At 70.7% G+C, this 16,882-nt stretch carries 12 protein-coding genes; all 12 read left to right on the forward strand.

Annotation, left to right across the window (positions count from 1 at the left end):
* Positions 1-19: 19 nt before the first annotated feature.
* The 12 genes from AB0K65_RS26885 (at position 20) to AB0K65_RS26940 (ending at position 16,725) form a co-directional block, all read left to right on the forward strand.
* The gene (locus AB0K65_RS26885) at positions 20-2,641 is read left to right on the forward strand and encodes a valine--tRNA ligase (RefSeq protein ID WP_365720851.1); all 2,622 of its coding nucleotides are present in this window, start codon (positions 20-22) and stop codon (positions 2,639-2,641) included.
* A 127-nt stretch (positions 2,642-2,768) separates the two neighbouring features.
* Entirely contained in the window at positions 2,769-3,911 is a 1,143-nt protein-coding gene (locus AB0K65_RS26890) for an ATP-binding protein (protein WP_365720853.1), read from the forward strand.
* A 158-nt stretch (positions 3,912-4,069) separates the two neighbouring features.
* A complete protein-coding gene (locus AB0K65_RS26895; protein ID WP_365720855.1) occupies positions 4,070-5,560 on the forward strand; it encodes a folylpolyglutamate synthase/dihydrofolate synthase family protein in 1,491 nt (496 codons plus the stop codon).
* Positions 5,561-5,564: 4 nt separating this feature from the next.
* Positions 5,565-5,939, forward strand: a complete 375-nt coding sequence (locus AB0K65_RS26900) for a DUF4233 domain-containing protein (RefSeq protein ID WP_365720857.1) — start codon at positions 5,565-5,567, stop codon at positions 5,937-5,939.
* A gap of 150 nt (positions 5,940-6,089) precedes the next feature.
* The gene (gene ndk / locus AB0K65_RS26905) at positions 6,090-6,503 is read left to right on the forward strand and encodes a nucleoside-diphosphate kinase (protein WP_365720859.1); all 414 of its coding nucleotides are present in this window, start codon (positions 6,090-6,092) and stop codon (positions 6,501-6,503) included.
* Between the two features lie 282 nt (positions 6,504-6,785).
* Positions 6,786-7,805, forward strand: a complete 1,020-nt coding sequence (locus AB0K65_RS26910) for a rod shape-determining protein (RefSeq protein ID WP_189824232.1) — start codon at positions 6,786-6,788, stop codon at positions 7,803-7,805.
* 154 nt (positions 7,806-7,959) lie between these two features.
* Positions 7,960-9,021: a rod shape-determining protein MreC gene (mreC, locus tag AB0K65_RS26915; RefSeq protein ID WP_365720861.1), complete on the forward strand. Its 1,062-nt coding sequence runs from the start codon at positions 7,960-7,962 to the stop codon at positions 9,019-9,021.
* Between the two features lie 4 nt (positions 9,022-9,025).
* Positions 9,026-9,691 carry a rod shape-determining protein MreD gene (gene mreD, locus AB0K65_RS26920; RefSeq protein ID WP_365720863.1) on the forward strand — a complete coding sequence of 222 codons (666 nt, stop codon included), beginning with the start codon at positions 9,026-9,028 and terminating at the stop codon, positions 9,689-9,691.
* A 19-nt stretch (positions 9,692-9,710) separates the two neighbouring features.
* Complete coding sequence (mrdA, locus tag AB0K65_RS26925) at positions 9,711-11,903, forward strand: penicillin-binding protein 2 (protein WP_365720865.1); 2,193 nt, start codon at positions 9,711-9,713, stop codon at positions 11,901-11,903.
* Between the two features lie 4 nt (positions 11,904-11,907).
* Positions 11,908-13,107, forward strand: a complete 1,200-nt coding sequence (rodA, locus tag AB0K65_RS26930; RefSeq protein WP_365720867.1) for a rod shape-determining protein RodA — start codon at positions 11,908-11,910, stop codon at positions 13,105-13,107.
* A 49-nt stretch (positions 13,108-13,156) separates the two neighbouring features.
* Positions 13,157-14,743, forward strand: coding sequence for a CYTH and CHAD domain-containing protein (locus AB0K65_RS26935; protein ID WP_365720869.1), 1,587 nt, complete (start codon positions 13,157-13,159; stop codon positions 14,741-14,743).
* Between the two features lie 50 nt (positions 14,744-14,793).
* Complete coding sequence (locus AB0K65_RS26940) at positions 14,794-16,725, forward strand: TIGR03960 family B12-binding radical SAM protein (RefSeq protein ID WP_365720871.1); 1,932 nt, start codon at positions 14,794-14,796, stop codon at positions 16,723-16,725.
* The last annotated feature ends 157 nt before the right edge of the window (positions 16,726-16,882 follow it).

The following is a 16,882-nucleotide window of genomic DNA, read 5'->3' on the forward strand; positions in this document are numbered from 1 at the left end:
GCACCCCTAAACTGGCCCCGTGACCGAGAACACTCAGCAGCAGCCAGCAGCCACCCCCGAACTGCCGACCCAGTACGCGCCGGCCGAAGTAGAGGGGAAGCTGTACGAGCGCTGGGTAGAGCGCGGTTACTTCGAGGCGGACGAGAAGAGCGACAAGCCGCCCTACACGATCGTCATCCCGCCGCCGAACGTCACCGGCTCGCTCCACCTGGGCCACGCCTTCGAGCACACGCTGATCGACGCCCTCACCCGCCGCAAGCGCATGCAGGGTTACGAGACCCTGTGGCAGCCGGGCATGGACCACGCCGGCATCGCCACCCAGAACGTCGTCGAGCGGGAGCTCGCCAAGGAGGGCAAGTCCCGCCACGACCTGGGGCGCGAGGCGTTCGTCGAGCGCGTCTGGCAGTGGAAGGCCGAGTCCGGAGGCCAGATCTCCGGCCAGATGAAGCGCCTGGGCGACGGCGTCGCCTGGTCCCGCGAGCGCTTCACGATGGACGAGGGCCTGTCCAAGGCCGTCCAGACGATCTTCAAGCGGCTCTACGACGACGAGCTGATCTACCGCGCCGAGCGCATCATCAACTGGTGCCCCCGCTGTCTGACCGCCATCTCGGACATCGAGGTCGAGTACCAGGACGACGACGGCGAGCTGGTCTCCATCCGTTACGGCTCCGGCGACTCGGAGATCGTCGTCGCGACCACCCGCGCCGAGACGATGCTCGGTGACACGGCCGTCGCCGTCCACCCCGACGACGAGCGGTACAAGCACCTGGTCGGCACCGAGATCGAGCTGCCGCTGACCGGCCGCCGCATCCCCGTCGTCGCCGACGAGCACGTCGACCCCGAGTTCGGCACCGGCGCGGTCAAGGTGACCCCGGCCCACGACCCGAACGACTTCGAGATCGGCCAGCGCCACGGTCTGCCGAGCCTCGCCGTCATGGACGAGCGCGCGGTCATCACCGCCCACGGCCCCTTCCAGGGCCTGGACCGTCTCGAGGCCCGCTCCGCCATCGTCGCCGCCCTGCGCGCCGAGGGCCGGATCGTCGCCGAGAAGCGTCCGTACGTCCACTCCGTCGGCCACTGCTCGCGCTGCAAGACGACCATCGAGCCGCGTCTGTCGATGCAGTGGTGGGTCAAGGTCGGCCCGCTCGCCAAGGCCGCCGGTGACGCCGTCCGCGACGGCAAGGTCAAGATCCACCCGCAGGAGATGGAGAAGCGGTACTTCGACTGGGTCGACAACCTGCACGACTGGTGCATCTCGCGCCAGCTGTGGTGGGGCCACCGCATCCCCGTCTGGTACGGCCCCGACGGCGAGATCGTCTGCGTCGGACCGGACGACGAGGCACCGGCGGGCGAGGGCTGGCACCAGGACACCGACGTCCTGGACACCTGGTTCTCCTCCGGCCTGTGGCCGTTCTCCACGCTCGGCTGGCCGGAGCAGACCGACAGCCTCGCGAAGTTCTACCCGAACTCGGTCCTGGTCACCGGCTACGACATCCTCTTCTTCTGGGTCGCCCGGATGATGATGTTCGGCCTCTACGCGATGGACGGCACCCCGCCGTTCCACACCATCGCCCTGCACGGCATGGTCCGCGACCAGTTCGGCAAGAAGATGTCGAAGTCCTTCGGCAACGCCGTCAACCCGCTGGACTGGATGGACGAGTACGGCTCCGACGCCGTCCGCTTCACCCTGGCCAACGGCGCCAACCCGGGCGTCGACGTCCCGATCGGCGAGGACTGGGTCAAGGCCTCCCGGAACTTCGCCAACAAGATCTGGAACGCCACCCGCTTCGCGCTCATGAACGGTGCGACGGTCGAGGGCCCGCTGCCGGACGCCTCGCAGATGTCCGCGACGGACCGCTGGATCCTCTCGCGGCTCAACAAGACGGTCGCCGAGGTCGACGCGTTCTACGACGACTACCAGTTCGCGAAGCTCGCCGACGCGCTCTACCACTTCGCGTGGGACGAGGTCTTCGACTGGTACGTCGAGCTGTCGAAGACCACGTTCTTCGCCGGTGGCGAGCAGGCCAAGGTCTCCGGCCGGGTCCTCGGCGAGGTCCTGGACGTGATGCTGCGGCTGCTCCACCCGATCGTCCCGTTCGTCACCGAGACGCTCTGGACCACGCTCACCGGCAAGGAGTCCGTCGTCATCGCCGACTGGCCCACCGACTCCGGCTTCCGCGACGACGCGGCCGAGAAGGAGATCGAGCTGGTCCAGCGGGTCGTCACCGAGGTCCGCCGGTTCCGTTCCGACCAGGGCCTGCAGCCCGGCCAGAAGGTCCCCGCGCGGCTGGACCTGGCCGGCACCGCGCTCGCCCCGCACGAGGCGGCCATCCGTCAGCTGCTGCGCCTCCAGCCGGAGGGCGAGGGCTTCTCGGCCACCGCCTCCCTGCCGGTCGTCGGCGCCACGGTCGCGCTCGACCTGTCCGGCACCATCGACGTGGCGGCGGAGCGCAAGCGGCTCGCCAAGGACCTCGCGGCCGCCGAGAAGGAGAAGGCGCAGGCGAACGGGAAGCTCGGCAACGAGGCGTTCCTGGCGAAGGCCCCGGACAACGTGGTCGACAAGATCCGGACGCGGCTCGCCAAGGCCGACGAGGACATCGCCCGCATCCAGGCGCAGCTGGAGAGGCTGCCGCAGGCGTGACGCACGCGCGAAGGGCCCGGGACCGGCTGGTCCCGGGCCCTTCGCGCGTGTTCCCCGTGCCCGACATCACGCCCCTGGTGACCGCCGTCCGCTCCCTCGGGTCCGAAGACCTTGCATGATGGAGGGCATGCTCCACCTCCCCGCCGTCCCCGCGCTGCGCCGCCGCGTGGACCGGTGGGCCGGCTCGCCCAGAGCCCTCGACGTCGTCACGGCGCTGAGCGCCTTCGCCCTGATGGTCCTGGACGTGCCGGGCCTCGCCCGCGCCGACAACTCCCTGACCGGGGTCACCGCCACGCTGGTCCTCGCGGCCGGCGCCTCGACGCTGGCGCTGCGGCGCCGGCTGCCCTGGGTGCCGTACCTCGTGGCGCTCGCCCTGATGGGCTGGCTGCACGAGCTGACGATGATCCAGTTCGCGCTGTACTCGCTGGGCCGCTTCCGCGGCCGGCGGATGGCCGCCCTCGCGACCGCGCTCTACGCGGCCGTGGCCTACGCCCTCTTCCACACACCCGGGTGGCCCGCCCGGCACGGCGACACGCTGAGCGACTTCCTGAGCCTCGTGGTGCCGATCGGGGTCCTCGCCTCGGGCGTCGGCATCGCCGCGTACCGGCAGGACCTGGTCCGCGCCCTGGAGTCGCAGCGTGCCGAGGCGGCCGCCCGTCAGGCCGTCCAGGAAGAGCGCATCTCGGTCGGCCGGGACGTGCACGACCTGGTCGGCCGCGAGCTGACCGTCCTCGCGGTACGGGCCGAGGTGCTGGCCGCACGGGCCGGGGGCGAGCCGTACCGCAAGGACTTCGACGAGCTGGCCGACACCGCCCGGCGCGCCCACCACATGCTGAACGAGACGATCGTGCGACGGGCCGACGGGGGCGCCGGGACGCCCGGTCTGGAGGGTCTGGCCGCCCTCGCGCGGGAGAGCGAGCGGATGGGCGGGACGGTCGGGCTGACGGTCGCCGAGGAGGCCAAGGCGCTCTCGCCGCTGCGCCAGGCGGCGGTCCACCGGGTGGTCCAGGAGTGTCTGACGAACGCGGCCAAGCACGCGCCGGGAATGCCCGTGACGGTGTCCATCGCGGTGGCCGGGCGCGACCTGCGCATCGAGGTCGTCAACCCGCTGCCGGCCGCTCCGCCGGACCGGATCCCCGTCTCGGCGGGCACGGGCCTGTTCTCGATGGAGGAGCGCGTCACCACCATGGGCGGCACCCTGACGGCCGGACCGGACGGGGGCGCCTATCGGGTGACGGCGCTGCTGCCCACGGGCGTCGGACCCGGGTAGGCCGTCGGGCTCCGGGCCCGCTGTCGGCCCCCTGGTACGGAGGCGGGCCCGGGCGTAAGGGGCCCGCCGGACGGCGTGGCCCCGGCCCGCGGGTGGGGCGAAAGTCCCGAAAGGGGTGGGTCCGACTTCCTGTCGGTGCCCCTCCGTAGACTGGGGTCGTGAGTGAGCCCCGCGACCCGTTCGACGACATCGTCGATGCCGAGACCGACCGTGACCCCGACCTGGCGGTGATCGAGGCCGGCAGCCGCACGCTGCGCGCGCAGACCGGTCAGCCCCAGGGTGACCCCGTGCCCGCGCGGCCCGCCGACCCGGAGGTGGACAAGGCGCTGCGCGACGTCGAGACCGAGCTGGCGTCCCGCTGGGGCGAGACCAAGCTGGAGCCGTCGGTCAGGCGGATCGCCGCCCTGATGGACGTGCTCGGCGAGCCGCAGCGCGCGTACCCCTCGATCCACATCACGGGGACGAACGGCAAGACGTCCACGGCCCGCATGATCGAGTCGCTGCTGACCGCCTTCGAGCTGCGCACCGGCCGGTACACCTCGCCGCACGTGCAGACGATCACCGAGCGGATCAGCCTGGACGGCGCCCCGATCTCGGCCGAGAAGTTCATCGAGACGTACGAGGACATCAAGCCGTACGTCGAGCTGGTCGACGCCCGCGAGGAGTTCCGGCTCTCCTTCTTCGAGGTCCTGACCGCGATGGCGTACGCCGCCTTCGCCGACGCGCCCGTGGACGTGGCCGTCGTCGAGGTCGGCATGGGCGGCACCTGGGACGCGACCAACGTCATCGACGCCTCGGTCGCCGTCGTCACCCCGATCGACCTCGACCACACGGACCGGCTCGGCGAGACGCCCGGCGCGATCGCGGGGGAGAAGTCGGGGATCGTCAAGCAGGGCGCGACGGTCGTCCTGGCCCAGCAGCCGGTGGACGCGGCGCAGGTCATGCTCAAGAAGGCCGTCGAGGTCGACGCCACGGTGGCCCGCGAGGGCATGGAGTTCGGCATCGTCAGCCGCGAGGTCGCGGTCGGCGGCCAGCTGCTGACCCTGCGCGGACTGGGCGGCGAGTACGAGGCCGTGTTCCTTCCGCTCTACGGCGCCCACCAGGCGCACAACGCGGCCGTCGCCCTGGCGGCCGTGGAGGCGTTCTTCGGCATCGGCGCCGAGCACGCCCGGACGCTCGACGTCGACACGGTCCGCCGCGCCTTCGCCTCGGTCTCCTCGCCGGGCCGCCTGGAGGTCGTCCGCAGCTCGCCGACGGTCATCCTGGACGCCGCCCACAACCCCGCCGGCGCGCGGGCGACGGCGGACGGCATCAGCGAGGCGTTCGGCTTCTCGCGGCTCATCGGCGTGATCTCCACCAGTGCGGAGAAGGACGCCAGAGGGCTGCTGGAAGCCTTCGAGCCGATCCTCGCGGAGGTCGTCGTCACGGCGAACTCCAGCCCGCGCGCCACGGACGTGGACGCCCTCGCCGCGATCGCCGTCGAGGTCTTCGGCGACGACCGGGTGGTCGTCGAGCCGCGCCTGGACGACGCCATCGAGGCGGCGATCACGCTCGCGGAGGAAGAGGACGAGTACGCCGGCGCGGGTGTGCTGGTCACCGGTTCGATCTTCACGGTCGGGGACGCCCGGCTGCTGCTCGGAAGGCGCTGATCCCATGCGTACGCTCTGTGCCTCGACGCTGATCGGCGAGTTCTTCGTGATCGGGTTCGCCGGGCTCGTCGCGATGAAGGACGACACCCTGTCCATGACCACGGTCTGGACGGTCTGCGGCGTCGCGATGCTGCTGTCGGTCCTGCTGTGCGGGATGATCACCCGTCCGGGCGGCCTCCAGCTCGGCTGGGTGCTGCAGGTCGCCCTGATCGCGAGTGGCTTCGTGGTGCCCGTGATGTTCGTCCTCGGCGCGACCTTCGCGGTGCTGTGGTGGGCCTCCATCCACTACGGCCGCAAGATCGACGAGGCGAAGGCGCGCTGGGCCGCCCAGGCCGAGGCGGACGCGGAAGGGGAGGCGGCGGAGGCGAAGCCGGCCTGACCCGCGCGACACCCCGGAGTGTGAGGATCTCCGGCGGATCCCGTGACGGCGGGGTGGGCATCCGTACGACTTGACGCTGCGTAATCGGCGGCCGTGCGGGCCCTGTAGCCTCTGAGGTCCGCACACCGCATTTCGTAAGGAGTCTCCACCGTGAGCCAGCGCACGCTCGTCCTGCTCAAGCCCGACGCCGTCCGCCGTGGCCTGATCGGCGAGATCATCGGCCGGATCGAGCGGAAGGCCGGCTGGACCATCGCCGCCCTCGAGCTGCGCCACCTGGACCAGGACACGCTGGAGCAGCACTACGGCGAGCACAAGGGCAAGCCCTTCTACGAGCCGCTGATGGGCTTCATGCAGTCCGGCCCGGTCGTCGCCCTGGTCGTCGACGGCGAGCGCGTCATCGAGGGCCTGAGGACCCTGGCCGGCCCGACCGACCCGATCGCCGCGGCCCCCGGGTCCATCCGAGGGGACTTCGGCACCATCGTGCGGGAGAACCTGATCCACGCCTCGGACTCCGAGGAGTCCGCCATTCGGGAACTGAAGCTTTTCTTCCCCGGGCTGGCGTGACCCGGAGCTGACTTCGTGTCAGCCATCCACAGCAACGACCTGGGGCGACCGATGGAATTTCGGTCGCCCCCAGGCATATGAACGACGTAACCGGGAACGCATCGCTGCGTCCTACCGTCACCTATACAGAGGTGGGCCACCGCGCGGTATCCGTGCGGGCGGCACTACGATGGAAAACTCCACGCCGCACCACCCGCACCCACCACCTCGCCGACCTGAGAAGCCGTCAACGCTCCAATTGGGAAGGCCCGACGCATCCTCATGGGAAACAAGGGGAACTCAATGTCGTTCATCGGCCGTGACATGGCTGTCGACCTCGGGACCGCCAACACGCTGGTGTACGTCAGGGGTAAAGGCATCGTTCTGAACGAGCCGTCCGTCGTCGCGATCAACACCAACACCGGCGGGATCCTCGCGGTCGGTGCCGAGGCGAAGAAGATGATCGGCCGGACCCCCGGCAACATCGTCGCCGTCCGGCCTCTGAAGGACGGCGTGATCGCCGACTTCGAGATCACCGAGCGCATGCTCCGCTACTTCATCCTCAAGATCCACAAGCGCCGCTACCTCGCCCGCCCGCGCGTCGTCGTCTGCGTTCCCTCCGGCATCACCGGAGTCGAGCGCCGTGCCGTCATCGAGGCGTCGACGCAGGCCGGCGCCCGACAGGTGCACATCATCGAGGAGCCCATGGCCGCCGCCATCGGCTCCGGGCTCCCCGTGCACGAGGCGACCGGCAACATGGTCGTCGACATCGGCGGCGGCACCACCGAGGTCGCCGTGATCTCGCTGGGAGGAATCGTCACGGCACAGTCCATCCGGGTCGCCGGCGACGAGCTGGACAACGCGATCATCCAGCACATCAAGAAGGAGTACTCCCTCCTCCTCGGCGAGCGCACGGCCGAGCAGATCAAGATCACCATCGGCTCGGCGTACGACCTCGACAAGGACGAGCACACCGAGATCCGCGGCCGTGACCTCGTCTCCGGTCTGCCCAAGACCGTGGTCATCTCCGCCGCGGAGGTCCGCAAGGCCATCGAGGAGCCGGTCAACGCCATCGTCGACGCCGTCAAGACCACCCTCGACAAGTGCCCGCCGGAGCTCTCCGGTGACGTGATGGACCGTGGCATCGTTCTCACGGGTGGTGGCGCTCTCCTGCGCGGCCTCGACGAGCGGTTGCGGCGCGAGACCGGAATGCCGATCCACATCGCCGAGGACCCGCTGGACTCGGTGGCGCTCGGCTCGGGCAAGTGCGTGGAGGAGTTCGAGGCGCTCCAGCAGGTGCTGGACGCCCAGCCCCGCCGCTGACGGTTCCGGGACCGTTCGCGCCGACACCCCCAGGCCCCCCGCGGCCTGGGGGACCGCCGCAGGGTGGTAGGAACACCCGTACAGCGGAGCGTCGGTCCACCGGCACAGACCGCACGGAACAACCGAACCAAGAGGAAAGGCACGGCCGCCGCACGTGAGGGACACACGAGAGAGCCGGCTGCTCCTGGTGCTGCTGATCGCCATCGCGTTCGCGCTGATCACGGTGGACATCCGCGGCGGTCAGGAGTCACCGGTCGACGGCGCCCGGCAGGCCGCCGCCGCGGTCTTCGGACCGGTGGAGAACGGCGTCGCGGCGGCCGTCGACCCGATCGGCAACGCCATAGGGGCGGTGCGCGACTCCGGCGAACGCCACACCCGGATCGCCGCCCTGGAACGCGAGAACGCCGCCCTCAAGGCCAAGCTCGGCAGCGACGACCGCAACCGCAGCCGCGTCCGCGAACTCGACACCATGCTGAAGACGGCCGGTGCCGGGCAGTACGGCATCAAGGGCGCGCAGGTCATCGCCATAGGGTCGGCCCAGGGCTTCTCCTGGACCGTCACCATCGACGCCGGCGCCAACGACGGCATCATGCGCGACATGACCGTCCTCAACGGCGCGGGCCTCGTCGGCCGCGTGACCACGGTCGGCCCCTCCACGGCGACGGTGCTCCTCGCCAGCGACCCCGACTTCACCGTCGGTACGCGCATGGAGAAGACCGACGAACTCGGCTTCGCCACCGGCCAGGGCAACGGCCCGCTCCTCGTCCAGCTCCTCAACGGCAAGGCCAAGGTCAAGCCGGGGGACCGGATGGTCACCTTCGGCTCCCACGGCAGCCGCCCCTTCGTGCCCGGCGTCCCCGTCGGCGAGGTCGTCCGCGTCGACCCGCCGGGCGGCGGACTCACCCGCAACGTCTACGTCCGCCCGTACGTCGGCTTCACCAAGCTCGACATCGTCGGCGTCGTCGTCCAGGCCCCGCGCACCGACCCGCGCGACATGGTCCTGCCGCCCAAGGCCAAGCCCGCACCGACCGTCACGGTCACGATCACCCCGCCACCGCCGCCCGGCCAGCAGCCCGGTCAGGCGGCCGGCGAACCGCAGGACGGCCAGGCGCAGGACGGTCAGGCGCAGGACGGCCAGCAGCAGGACCAGGCGCAGGACGGCCAACCGCCGGCGCAGCAACCGGCCGACGGACAGAACCAAGAGCAGGGGGACTGAGGACATGAAGGTCAACCGCATCCTGCTCTCCACGGCCCTCGTCGTGGTCGCCCTCGTCATCCAGGTCTCCGTCCTCGCCCGCCTCCAGCTTCCCGGAGCCGTCCCGGACCTCGTCCTGCTGACCGTCCTCGGCCTCGCCCTCGTCTACGGGCCCGTCGGCGGCTGCCTCATCGGCTTCGGGGCCGGCCTCCTCGCCGACCTCGCCCCTCCCGCCGACCACGCCGTCGGCCGCTACGCCCTCGTGCTCTGCGTCATCGGCTACCTCGCCGGCCTCGCCCGCCCCGACAACGGCCGGCTCAAGTCCGCCAGCGGCCCCATGGCCGTGGTCGTCGCCGCCGCGATCGGCACCACCCTGCTGTACGCGGGAGTCGGCGCCCTCGTCGGCGACACGGCCGCCCGCCACGTCGGCCTCGGCTACCTGCTGTTCACCGCGGCCGTCTACGACCTCCTCCTCGCGCCCTTCACCGTGCCGCTGATCATGGCCCTGGCCCGGCGCGTGGACAACGACCCGCTCGCCGACGCGGGCGGCGGAGCCACCGACGTGTCCTCCGGCTGGCTCTCCTCCGGCACCGGCCTGCGGATCGGCGCCCAGCGAGGAGGGCTGCTCGTCAAGGCGGCCCGGGGCAGAGCCTCACGGGCCGGACGCATCAAGGGAGTCAAGCGACTGTGACCGAGGGGGCACCGGCAGTATGAGCAACATCCCGGAGACCGGACGGACACAGCGGGTCCAGATCCGGCTCGTCGTCATCCAGGTCCTCGTCTTCTCCCTCCTCCTCACCCTCGGCGGACGCCTCTGGTACCTCCAGATCCGCAACGGCAAGGAGTACACCGACGAGGCGAAGAGCAACCACGTCCAGCGGGTCGTCCAGCCCGCCGTGCGCGGCTCGATCCTCGACGCCCGCGGCGTGCCCCTCGCGGACAACGAGACCCGGCTCGTCGTCTCGGCGTCACGCACCGCCCTGATGAAGATGAAGGACGACGGCAAGGGCGTCCTCACCCGGCTCGCCGGCGTCCTGGGCATGAAGCCCAAGGACGTCATGGACAAGGTCCGGCTCTGCGACTCCCAGACGCCCCAGCCCTGCTGGAACGGCTCGCCCTACCAGCCGATCCCGGTCACGCTCAAGGCCACCACCCAGCAGGCCCTGACCATCCGTGAGAGCGCCGAGGACTTCCCCGGCATCACCGCCGAACCCACCGCCGTACGCCGCTACCCCGCCCCCGGCAAGGCCCGCTCCTCCCAGGTCCTCGGCTACCTCTCGCCCGTCACCGACGAGGAGATCGAGAAGGCCAAGGACACCGACTCGCCGCACCTGCGCTCCGACCAGGTCGGCCGCTCGGGCCTGGAGCGCACCTACGACAAGCAGCTGCGCGGCAAGGCGGCCGTGACCTCCTACGAGGTCGACAAGCTCGGCCGGGTCATGGGCCAGAGCGAGTCCGACCCCGGCGTGCCCGGCTCCAACCTCGTCACCAGCATCGACGCCCGCGTCCAGGCCGTCGCCGAGTTCGAGCTCAACGCGGCCATGGAGACCGTCCGCAAGGAGACCGACAAGATCACCGGTCGTCCCTACGAGGCCGACGCGGGCGCCGTCGTCGTCCTGGAGTCCCGGACCGGCCGCGTCGTCGCCATGGCCTCCCAGCCCGACTACGACCCCAACGCCTGGATCGGCGGCATCTCCGCCACGGAGTACGCCCGGCTCACCGACAAGAAGTCCAACTACCCCCTGCTCAACCGGGCCATCCAGGGCCAGGCGCCCGCCGGCTCCGTCTTCAAGGTGGTCTCCGCGAGCGCGGCCGTACGCGCCGGCTACCCCTTCAACGACAGGTACAACTGCAGCAGCTCGTACAGCATGGGCAACCGCAGCTTCGCCAACTTCGAGTCCAAGGGGCACGGCCCCATCACCCTCGGAGACGCCCTCAAGTTCTCCTGCAACACCGTCTTCTACCGTCTCGGCCACCAGGAGTGGAACCGCGACGGCGGCATCAAGCCCAAGAAGGACGCCCACGACTGGTTCTACCGCACCGCCCACGAGTTCGGCTTCGGCTCCGAGACCTCCATCGACCTGCCCAACGAGGTCCGCGGCCGCATCCCCGACCGGCAGTGGAAGAAGAGCTTCTGGGAAGCCAACAAGGACGCCTGGTGCAAGCAGGGCAAGAAGGGCGGATCGTACGTCGAGCAGATCGCCTACGAGAGCTGCCTCGAAGGCAACCAGCTGAAGGCCTTCGACAGCATCAACTTCGCCATCGGACAGGGTGACGTCCTCATCACCCCCATCCAGCTCGCCACCGCCTACGCCGCCATCAGCAACGGCGGCACCCTCTACAACCCCACCATCGGCAAGGCCGTGATCAGCCCCGACGGCAAGAAGATCACGGAGATCAAGCCCAAGGCCCACGGCAGGCTGCCGGTCGACGCCCAGACCATCAAGGACCTCGACAAGGGCCTGCGCTCCGTCGTCGAGCCCGGCGGCACCGCCGCCTGGCGGTTCGGCGGCTGGCCGCAGGACAAGATCCCCATGCACGCCAAGACCGGCACCGCCCAGGTCTACGGCAAGCAGACCACCTCGTGGTTCGCCACCTACACCTCCGACTACACGATCGTCATGACGATCTCCCAGGGCGGCACCGGCTCCGGCGCCTCCGGCCCCGCCGTGCGCAACATCTACGACGCGCTCTACGGCCTCGACGACGAGGGCAACCAGGACCTCAAGCGCGCCCTCCTGCCCAAGCCGCAGGCGGCCCTGCCCAAGATCCAGCCCGACGGCACCATCGAGACCCCCGAGATCAAGCCGTACGACCCCGCGTCCCAGCTGGTCGACCCGAACAAGAAGCGGGAAGGCGGGCAGGAGCCCCTCGCGGGCCCGCCTCCCACCTGGAGGGACTGACCCGATGACAGCGCCCCACGGCTTCTCCGTCTCCCGGTACGCCCCCGAACGCGGCACGCTCGCCAGGCTCACCGCCCGGGACTCGGTGGTCCGCCGGCTCGACTGGCCAATCCTGCTCTCCAGCATCGCCCTGTCCCTCCTCGGCGCCCTGCTCGTCTGGTCCGCCACCCGGGGCCGCACGGAGCTCAACCAGGGCGATCCGTACTACTTCCTCTTCCGCCACGTCCTGAACACCGGCATCGGTCTCGCGCTGATGATCGGCACCGTCTGGCTCGGTCACCGCACCCTGCGCGGAGCCGTCCCGGTCCTCTACGGCATCTCCATCCTGCTGATCCTCGCCGTCCTCACCCCGCTCGGCGCGACCATCAACGGCGCGCACGCGTGGATCGTCATCGGCGGCGGCTTCTCGCTCCAGCCCAGCGAGTTCGTCAAGATCACGATCATCCTGGTGATGGCGGTCCTGCTGGCCTCCAAGGTCGACGCGGGCGACCAGATCCACCCCGACCACCTCACCGTCGCCAAGGCGCTCGTCCTGGCCGCGCTCCCCATGGGGATCGTCATGCTGATGCCGGACCTCGGCTCGGTGATGGTCATGGTGGTGATCGTGCTCGGCGTGCTCCTCGCCTCCGGCGCCTCCAACCGCTGGGTCCTCGGCCTCATCGCCGCCGGCATCACCGGCGCCCTCCTCGTCGCCGCACTCGGTGTGCTCGACGAATACCAGCTCAACCGCTTCGCCGCCTTCGCCAACCCCGAACTCGACCCCTCAGGCGTCGGCTACAACACCAACCAGGCCCGCATCGCGATCGGCTCCGGCGGGCTCTACGGCGCCGGGCTGTTCAACGGCCACCAGACCACCGGCCAGTTCGTGCCCGAACAGCAGACCGACTTCATCTTCACCGTCGCCGGCGAGGAGCTGGGCTTCCTCGGCGGAGCCCTGATCCTCGCCCTCCTCGGCGTGATCCTCTGGCGGGCCTGCCGCATCGCGCGCGAGACCACCGAGCTCTACGGCACCATCGTCGCCGCCGGCATCATCGCCTGGTTCGCCTTCCAGTCCTTCGAGAACATCGGCATGACCCTCGGCATCATGCCGGTGGCCGGCCTGCCCCTGCCGTTCGTCTCCTACGGCGGATCGTCGATGTTCGCCGTCTGGGTGGCGATCGGACTGCTCCAGTCGATCAGGGTCCAGCGGCCCATGACCGCCTGAGGCCCAAGCCGTTCCGCATGAAAGCCCTCTCCGGGGCTAGATTCGAAGCATGGCCGAGACGAAACGCGAGATCGAGCGGAAGTACGAAGCCACCGACGAGACGAGGCTGCCGGACCTCACCCGGGCCCCCGGGGTGTCGGCCGTCCTCGACAAGGGCGTCGACGAACTCGACGCCGTCTACTACGACACCACCGACCTGCGCCTGGCAGCGGACTCCCTCACCCTGCGCCGCCGCACCGGCGGCGGCGACGCCGGCTGGCACCTGAAACTGCCGGTCGCCCCCGGAGTCCGCGACGAGATCCGGGCCCCGCTGGCGGACACCCTTCCGGAGCCGCTGGCCGAGCTCCTGCGCTCCCGGACCCTCGGCGCGGACCTCGTCCCCACCGTCCGCCTGCTCTCCTCCCGCGACGTGCGCCATCTGGTGGACGACAGGGGCACCCTGCTGGCCGAGGTCTCGGTGGACACCGTCCTCGCCGAGCGGCTCGGCGGGAGCGGGGGAGCCACGGCCTCCTGGAAGGAGATCGAGGTCGAGCTGGCGGAAGGCGCCGACCCCGACCTCCTCGACGCCGTCGAGAAACGCCTGAGGAAGGCGGGCGTACGGCCCTCCACCGCCCCGTCGAAGCTGGCCAGGGCCCTGGAGGAGACGACATCGAGGGAAGCGCCCGGAAAGGCCGCCAGGACGGGGCCGAAGGGGGCGCCGGACAAGGCGGCGCGCGAGAAGTCCCGACCGGCCGGGCAGCGCGCCCCCGCCGAGGACACCGCGGGCGCCCGCGTCCTCGCGTACGTCCGGGAACAGATCGAGGCGATCGTCCGCTACGACCCCGCCGTCCGGCGCGACCTGCCCGATTCCGTCCACAAGATGCGCGTCGCCACCCGCAGGCTCCGCAGCGCCTTCAAGACGTACCGGAAGGTCCTCGACCGGACCGTCACCGACCCCATCGGCGACGAGCTCACCTGGCTCGCCGGCGAGCTAGGCGTGGCCCGCGACCAGGAAGTCCTCGCCGCACACCTGGCAGACCGGCTCGACGCCCTCTCCGACACCCTGCTCCTCGGCCCCGTCCGCGCCCGCCTCCAGATCTGGGACGCCTCCCTCGGCACCGAGGCCCGCCGCGCCGTCCTCGCCGCCCTCGACTCCGACCGCCACCTGGAGCTCCTGAGGGCGCTCCACGCCCTGCTCGCCGACCCGCCGCTGCGCAAGGCCGCCCACCGGGACGCCTCGGTCCTCGCCAAGGCGGTCCACAAGGACTACGACCGTCTCGCCGGGCGGGTCGGCCGCGCGCTCCCCCTGGAGCCCGGCCCCGAGCGCGACCTCGCCATGCACGAGGCCCGCAAGGCCGCCAAACGCGCCCGCTACGCCGCCGAGGCCGCCACCCCCGCCCTCGGCAAACCCGCCCGGCGCATGGCCAAGCGGCTCAAGGCCGTCCAGTCCGTCCTCGGCGACCACCAGGACAGCGTGGTGGCCCGGGAGACCCTGCGCACCCTGGCGATCCAGGCCCACGCGGCGGGGGAGTCGGCCTTCACCTGGGGGCTGCTGTACGGCCGGGAGGAAGCGCTCGGCGCGGCCCGGGAACGCGAGTTCCCCCAGGTCTGGGAGCGGGCGTCGGCCCCCGGAATCAGGGCGGCGGTCACCTCCTGAGGAGCGGGTACGCTTGAGAGTCGCCCCCTGCCAGCTCACGAAGGTTCGAGATGTCTGCTGCCGAGTCTGTCTTCCCGCAGCTCGAAGCTCTGCTCCCGCACGTGCAGAAGCCGATTCAGTACGTCGGTGGAGAGCTGAACTCCACGGTCAAGCCGTGGGAGTCCGCCGACGTGCGCTGGGCGCTCATGTACCCGGACGCGTACGAGGTCGGGCTGCCCAACCAGGGCGTCATGATCCTCTACGAGGTGCTGAACGAGCGGGAGGGCGTCCTCGCCGAGCGCACCTACAGCGTCTGGCCGGACCTCGAAGAGCTGATGCGCGAGCACGGCGTCCCGCAGTTCACCGTGGACAGCCACCGCCCCGTCGGCGCGTTCGACGTCTTCGGCCTGAGCTTCTCCACCGAGCTGGGCTACACCAACATGCTCACCGCCCTCGACCTCGCGGGCATCCCGCTGGAGTCGAAGGACCGGACCGTCGACCACCCGATCGTGCTCGCGGGCGGCCACGCGGCCTTCAACCCCGAGCCGATCGCGGACTTCATCGACGCGGCGATCATCGGCGACGGCGAGCAGGCCGTCCTCGACATGACCGAGATCATCCGCGGCTGGAAGGCCGAGGGCCGCCCCGGCGGTCGCGAGGAGGTCCTCCTCCGGCTCGCCAGGACCGGCTCGGTCTACATCCCGGGCTTCTACGACGTCGAGTACCTCCCCGACGGCCGTATCGCCCGCGTCGTGCCCAACCGCTCCGGCGTGCCGTGGCGCGTGTCCAAGCACACCGTCATGGACCTCGACGAGTGGCCCTACCCCAAGCAGCCGCTGGTCCCGCTCGCCGAGACCGTCCACGAGCGGATGTCCGTCGAGATCTTCCGCGGCTGCACCCGCGGCTGCCGCTTCTGCCAGGCCGGCATGATCACGCGCCCCGTGCGGGAGCGAAGCATCACCGGCATCGGCGAGATGGTCGAGAAGGGTCTCAAGGCGACCGGCTTCGAGGAGGTCGGCCTGCTCTCGCTCTCCTCGGCGGACCACACCGAGATCGGTGACATCGCGAAGGGTCTGGCCGACCGGTACGAGGAGGACAAGATCGGACTGTCCCTCCCCTCGACCCGCGTCGACGCGTTCAACGTCGACCTCGCCAACGAGCTGACCCGCAACGGCCGTCGCTCCGGCCTCACCTTCGCACCCGAGGGCGGCTCCGAGCGCATGCGCAAGGTCATCAACAAGATGGTCTCGGAGGAGGACCTGATCCGGACCGTCTCCACGGCGTACGGCAACGGCTGGCGCCAGGTGAAGCTGTACTTCATGTGCGGCCTGCCGACCGAGACGGACGAGGACGTCCTCCAGATCGGCGACATGGCGGTCAAGGTCATCGCCGAGGGCCGCAAGGTGTCGGGTCAGAACGACATCCGCTGCACGGTGTCGATCGGCGGCTTCGTCCCCAAGCCGCACACCCCCTTCCAGTGGGCGCCGCAGCTCTCCGCCGAGGAGACCGACGCCCGCCTGGAGAAGCTGCGCGACAAGATCCGCGGCGACAAGAAGTACGGCCGCTCCATCGGCTTCCGGTACCACGACGGCAAGCCCGGCATCGTCGAGGGCCTCCTCTCGCGCGGCGACCGGCGCGTCGGCGCGGTCATCCGCGCGGTCTACGAGGACGGCGGCCGCTTCGACGGCTGGCGCGAGCACTTCTCGTACGACCGCTGGATGGCGTGCGCCGAGAAGACGCTGCCCGAGCGGGGCGTCGACGTCGACTGGTACACCACCCGCGAGCGCACGTACGAGGAGGTCCTGCCCTGGGACCACCTGGACTCCGGTCTCGACAAGGACTGGCTCTGGGAGGACTGGCAGGACGCGCTGGACGAGACCGAGGTCGAGGACTGCCGCTGGACGCCGTGCTTCGATTGCGGCGTGTGCCCGCAGATGGACACGCAGATCCAGATCGGCCCGACGGGCAAGAAGCTCCTGCCCCTCTCGGTCGTGAACCCGTAGTTCCGGTCATACTCCGACGACGGCCCGGCCCGGGGAAACCCCTGGCCGGGCCGTCGCGTCATGGTGCGCATAAGCACGGAAAGGTCTCGGCCACCCGGGCCGGAGGGCTGTCTCGCGGTGGTCCTCAGCGCGGCGCGCCGTCCGCGCCGCGTCCGGA

The organism is Streptomyces sp. NPDC053755 (genome assembly GCF_040677675.1).
In the GTDB taxonomy this organism is placed as follows: domain Bacteria; phylum Actinomycetota; class Actinomycetes; order Streptomycetales; family Streptomycetaceae; genus Streptomyces.

Coding starts and splice junctions, on each gene's coding strand:
- mrdA (WP_365720865.1), top strand. CDS start 9,711: ATGAGCAACATCCCGGAGACCGGACGGACACAGCGGGTCCAGATCCGG.
- AB0K65_RS26940 (WP_365720871.1), top strand. CDS start 14,794: ATGTCTGCTGCCGAGTCTGTCTTCCCGCAGCTCGAAGCTCTGCTCCCG.
- AB0K65_RS26900 (WP_365720857.1), top strand. CDS start 5,565: ATGCGTACGCTCTGTGCCTCGACGCTGATCGGCGAGTTCTTCGTGATC.
- rodA (WP_365720867.1), top strand. CDS start 11,908: ATGACAGCGCCCCACGGCTTCTCCGTCTCCCGGTACGCCCCCGAACGC.
- AB0K65_RS26890 (WP_365720853.1), top strand. CDS start 2,769: ATGCTCCACCTCCCCGCCGTCCCCGCGCTGCGCCGCCGCGTGGACCGG.
- AB0K65_RS26910 (WP_189824232.1), top strand. CDS start 6,786: ATGTCGTTCATCGGCCGTGACATGGCTGTCGACCTCGGGACCGCCAAC.
- AB0K65_RS26935 (WP_365720869.1), top strand. CDS start 13,157: ATGGCCGAGACGAAACGCGAGATCGAGCGGAAGTACGAAGCCACCGAC.
- mreD (WP_365720863.1), top strand. CDS start 9,026: ATGAAGGTCAACCGCATCCTGCTCTCCACGGCCCTCGTCGTGGTCGCC.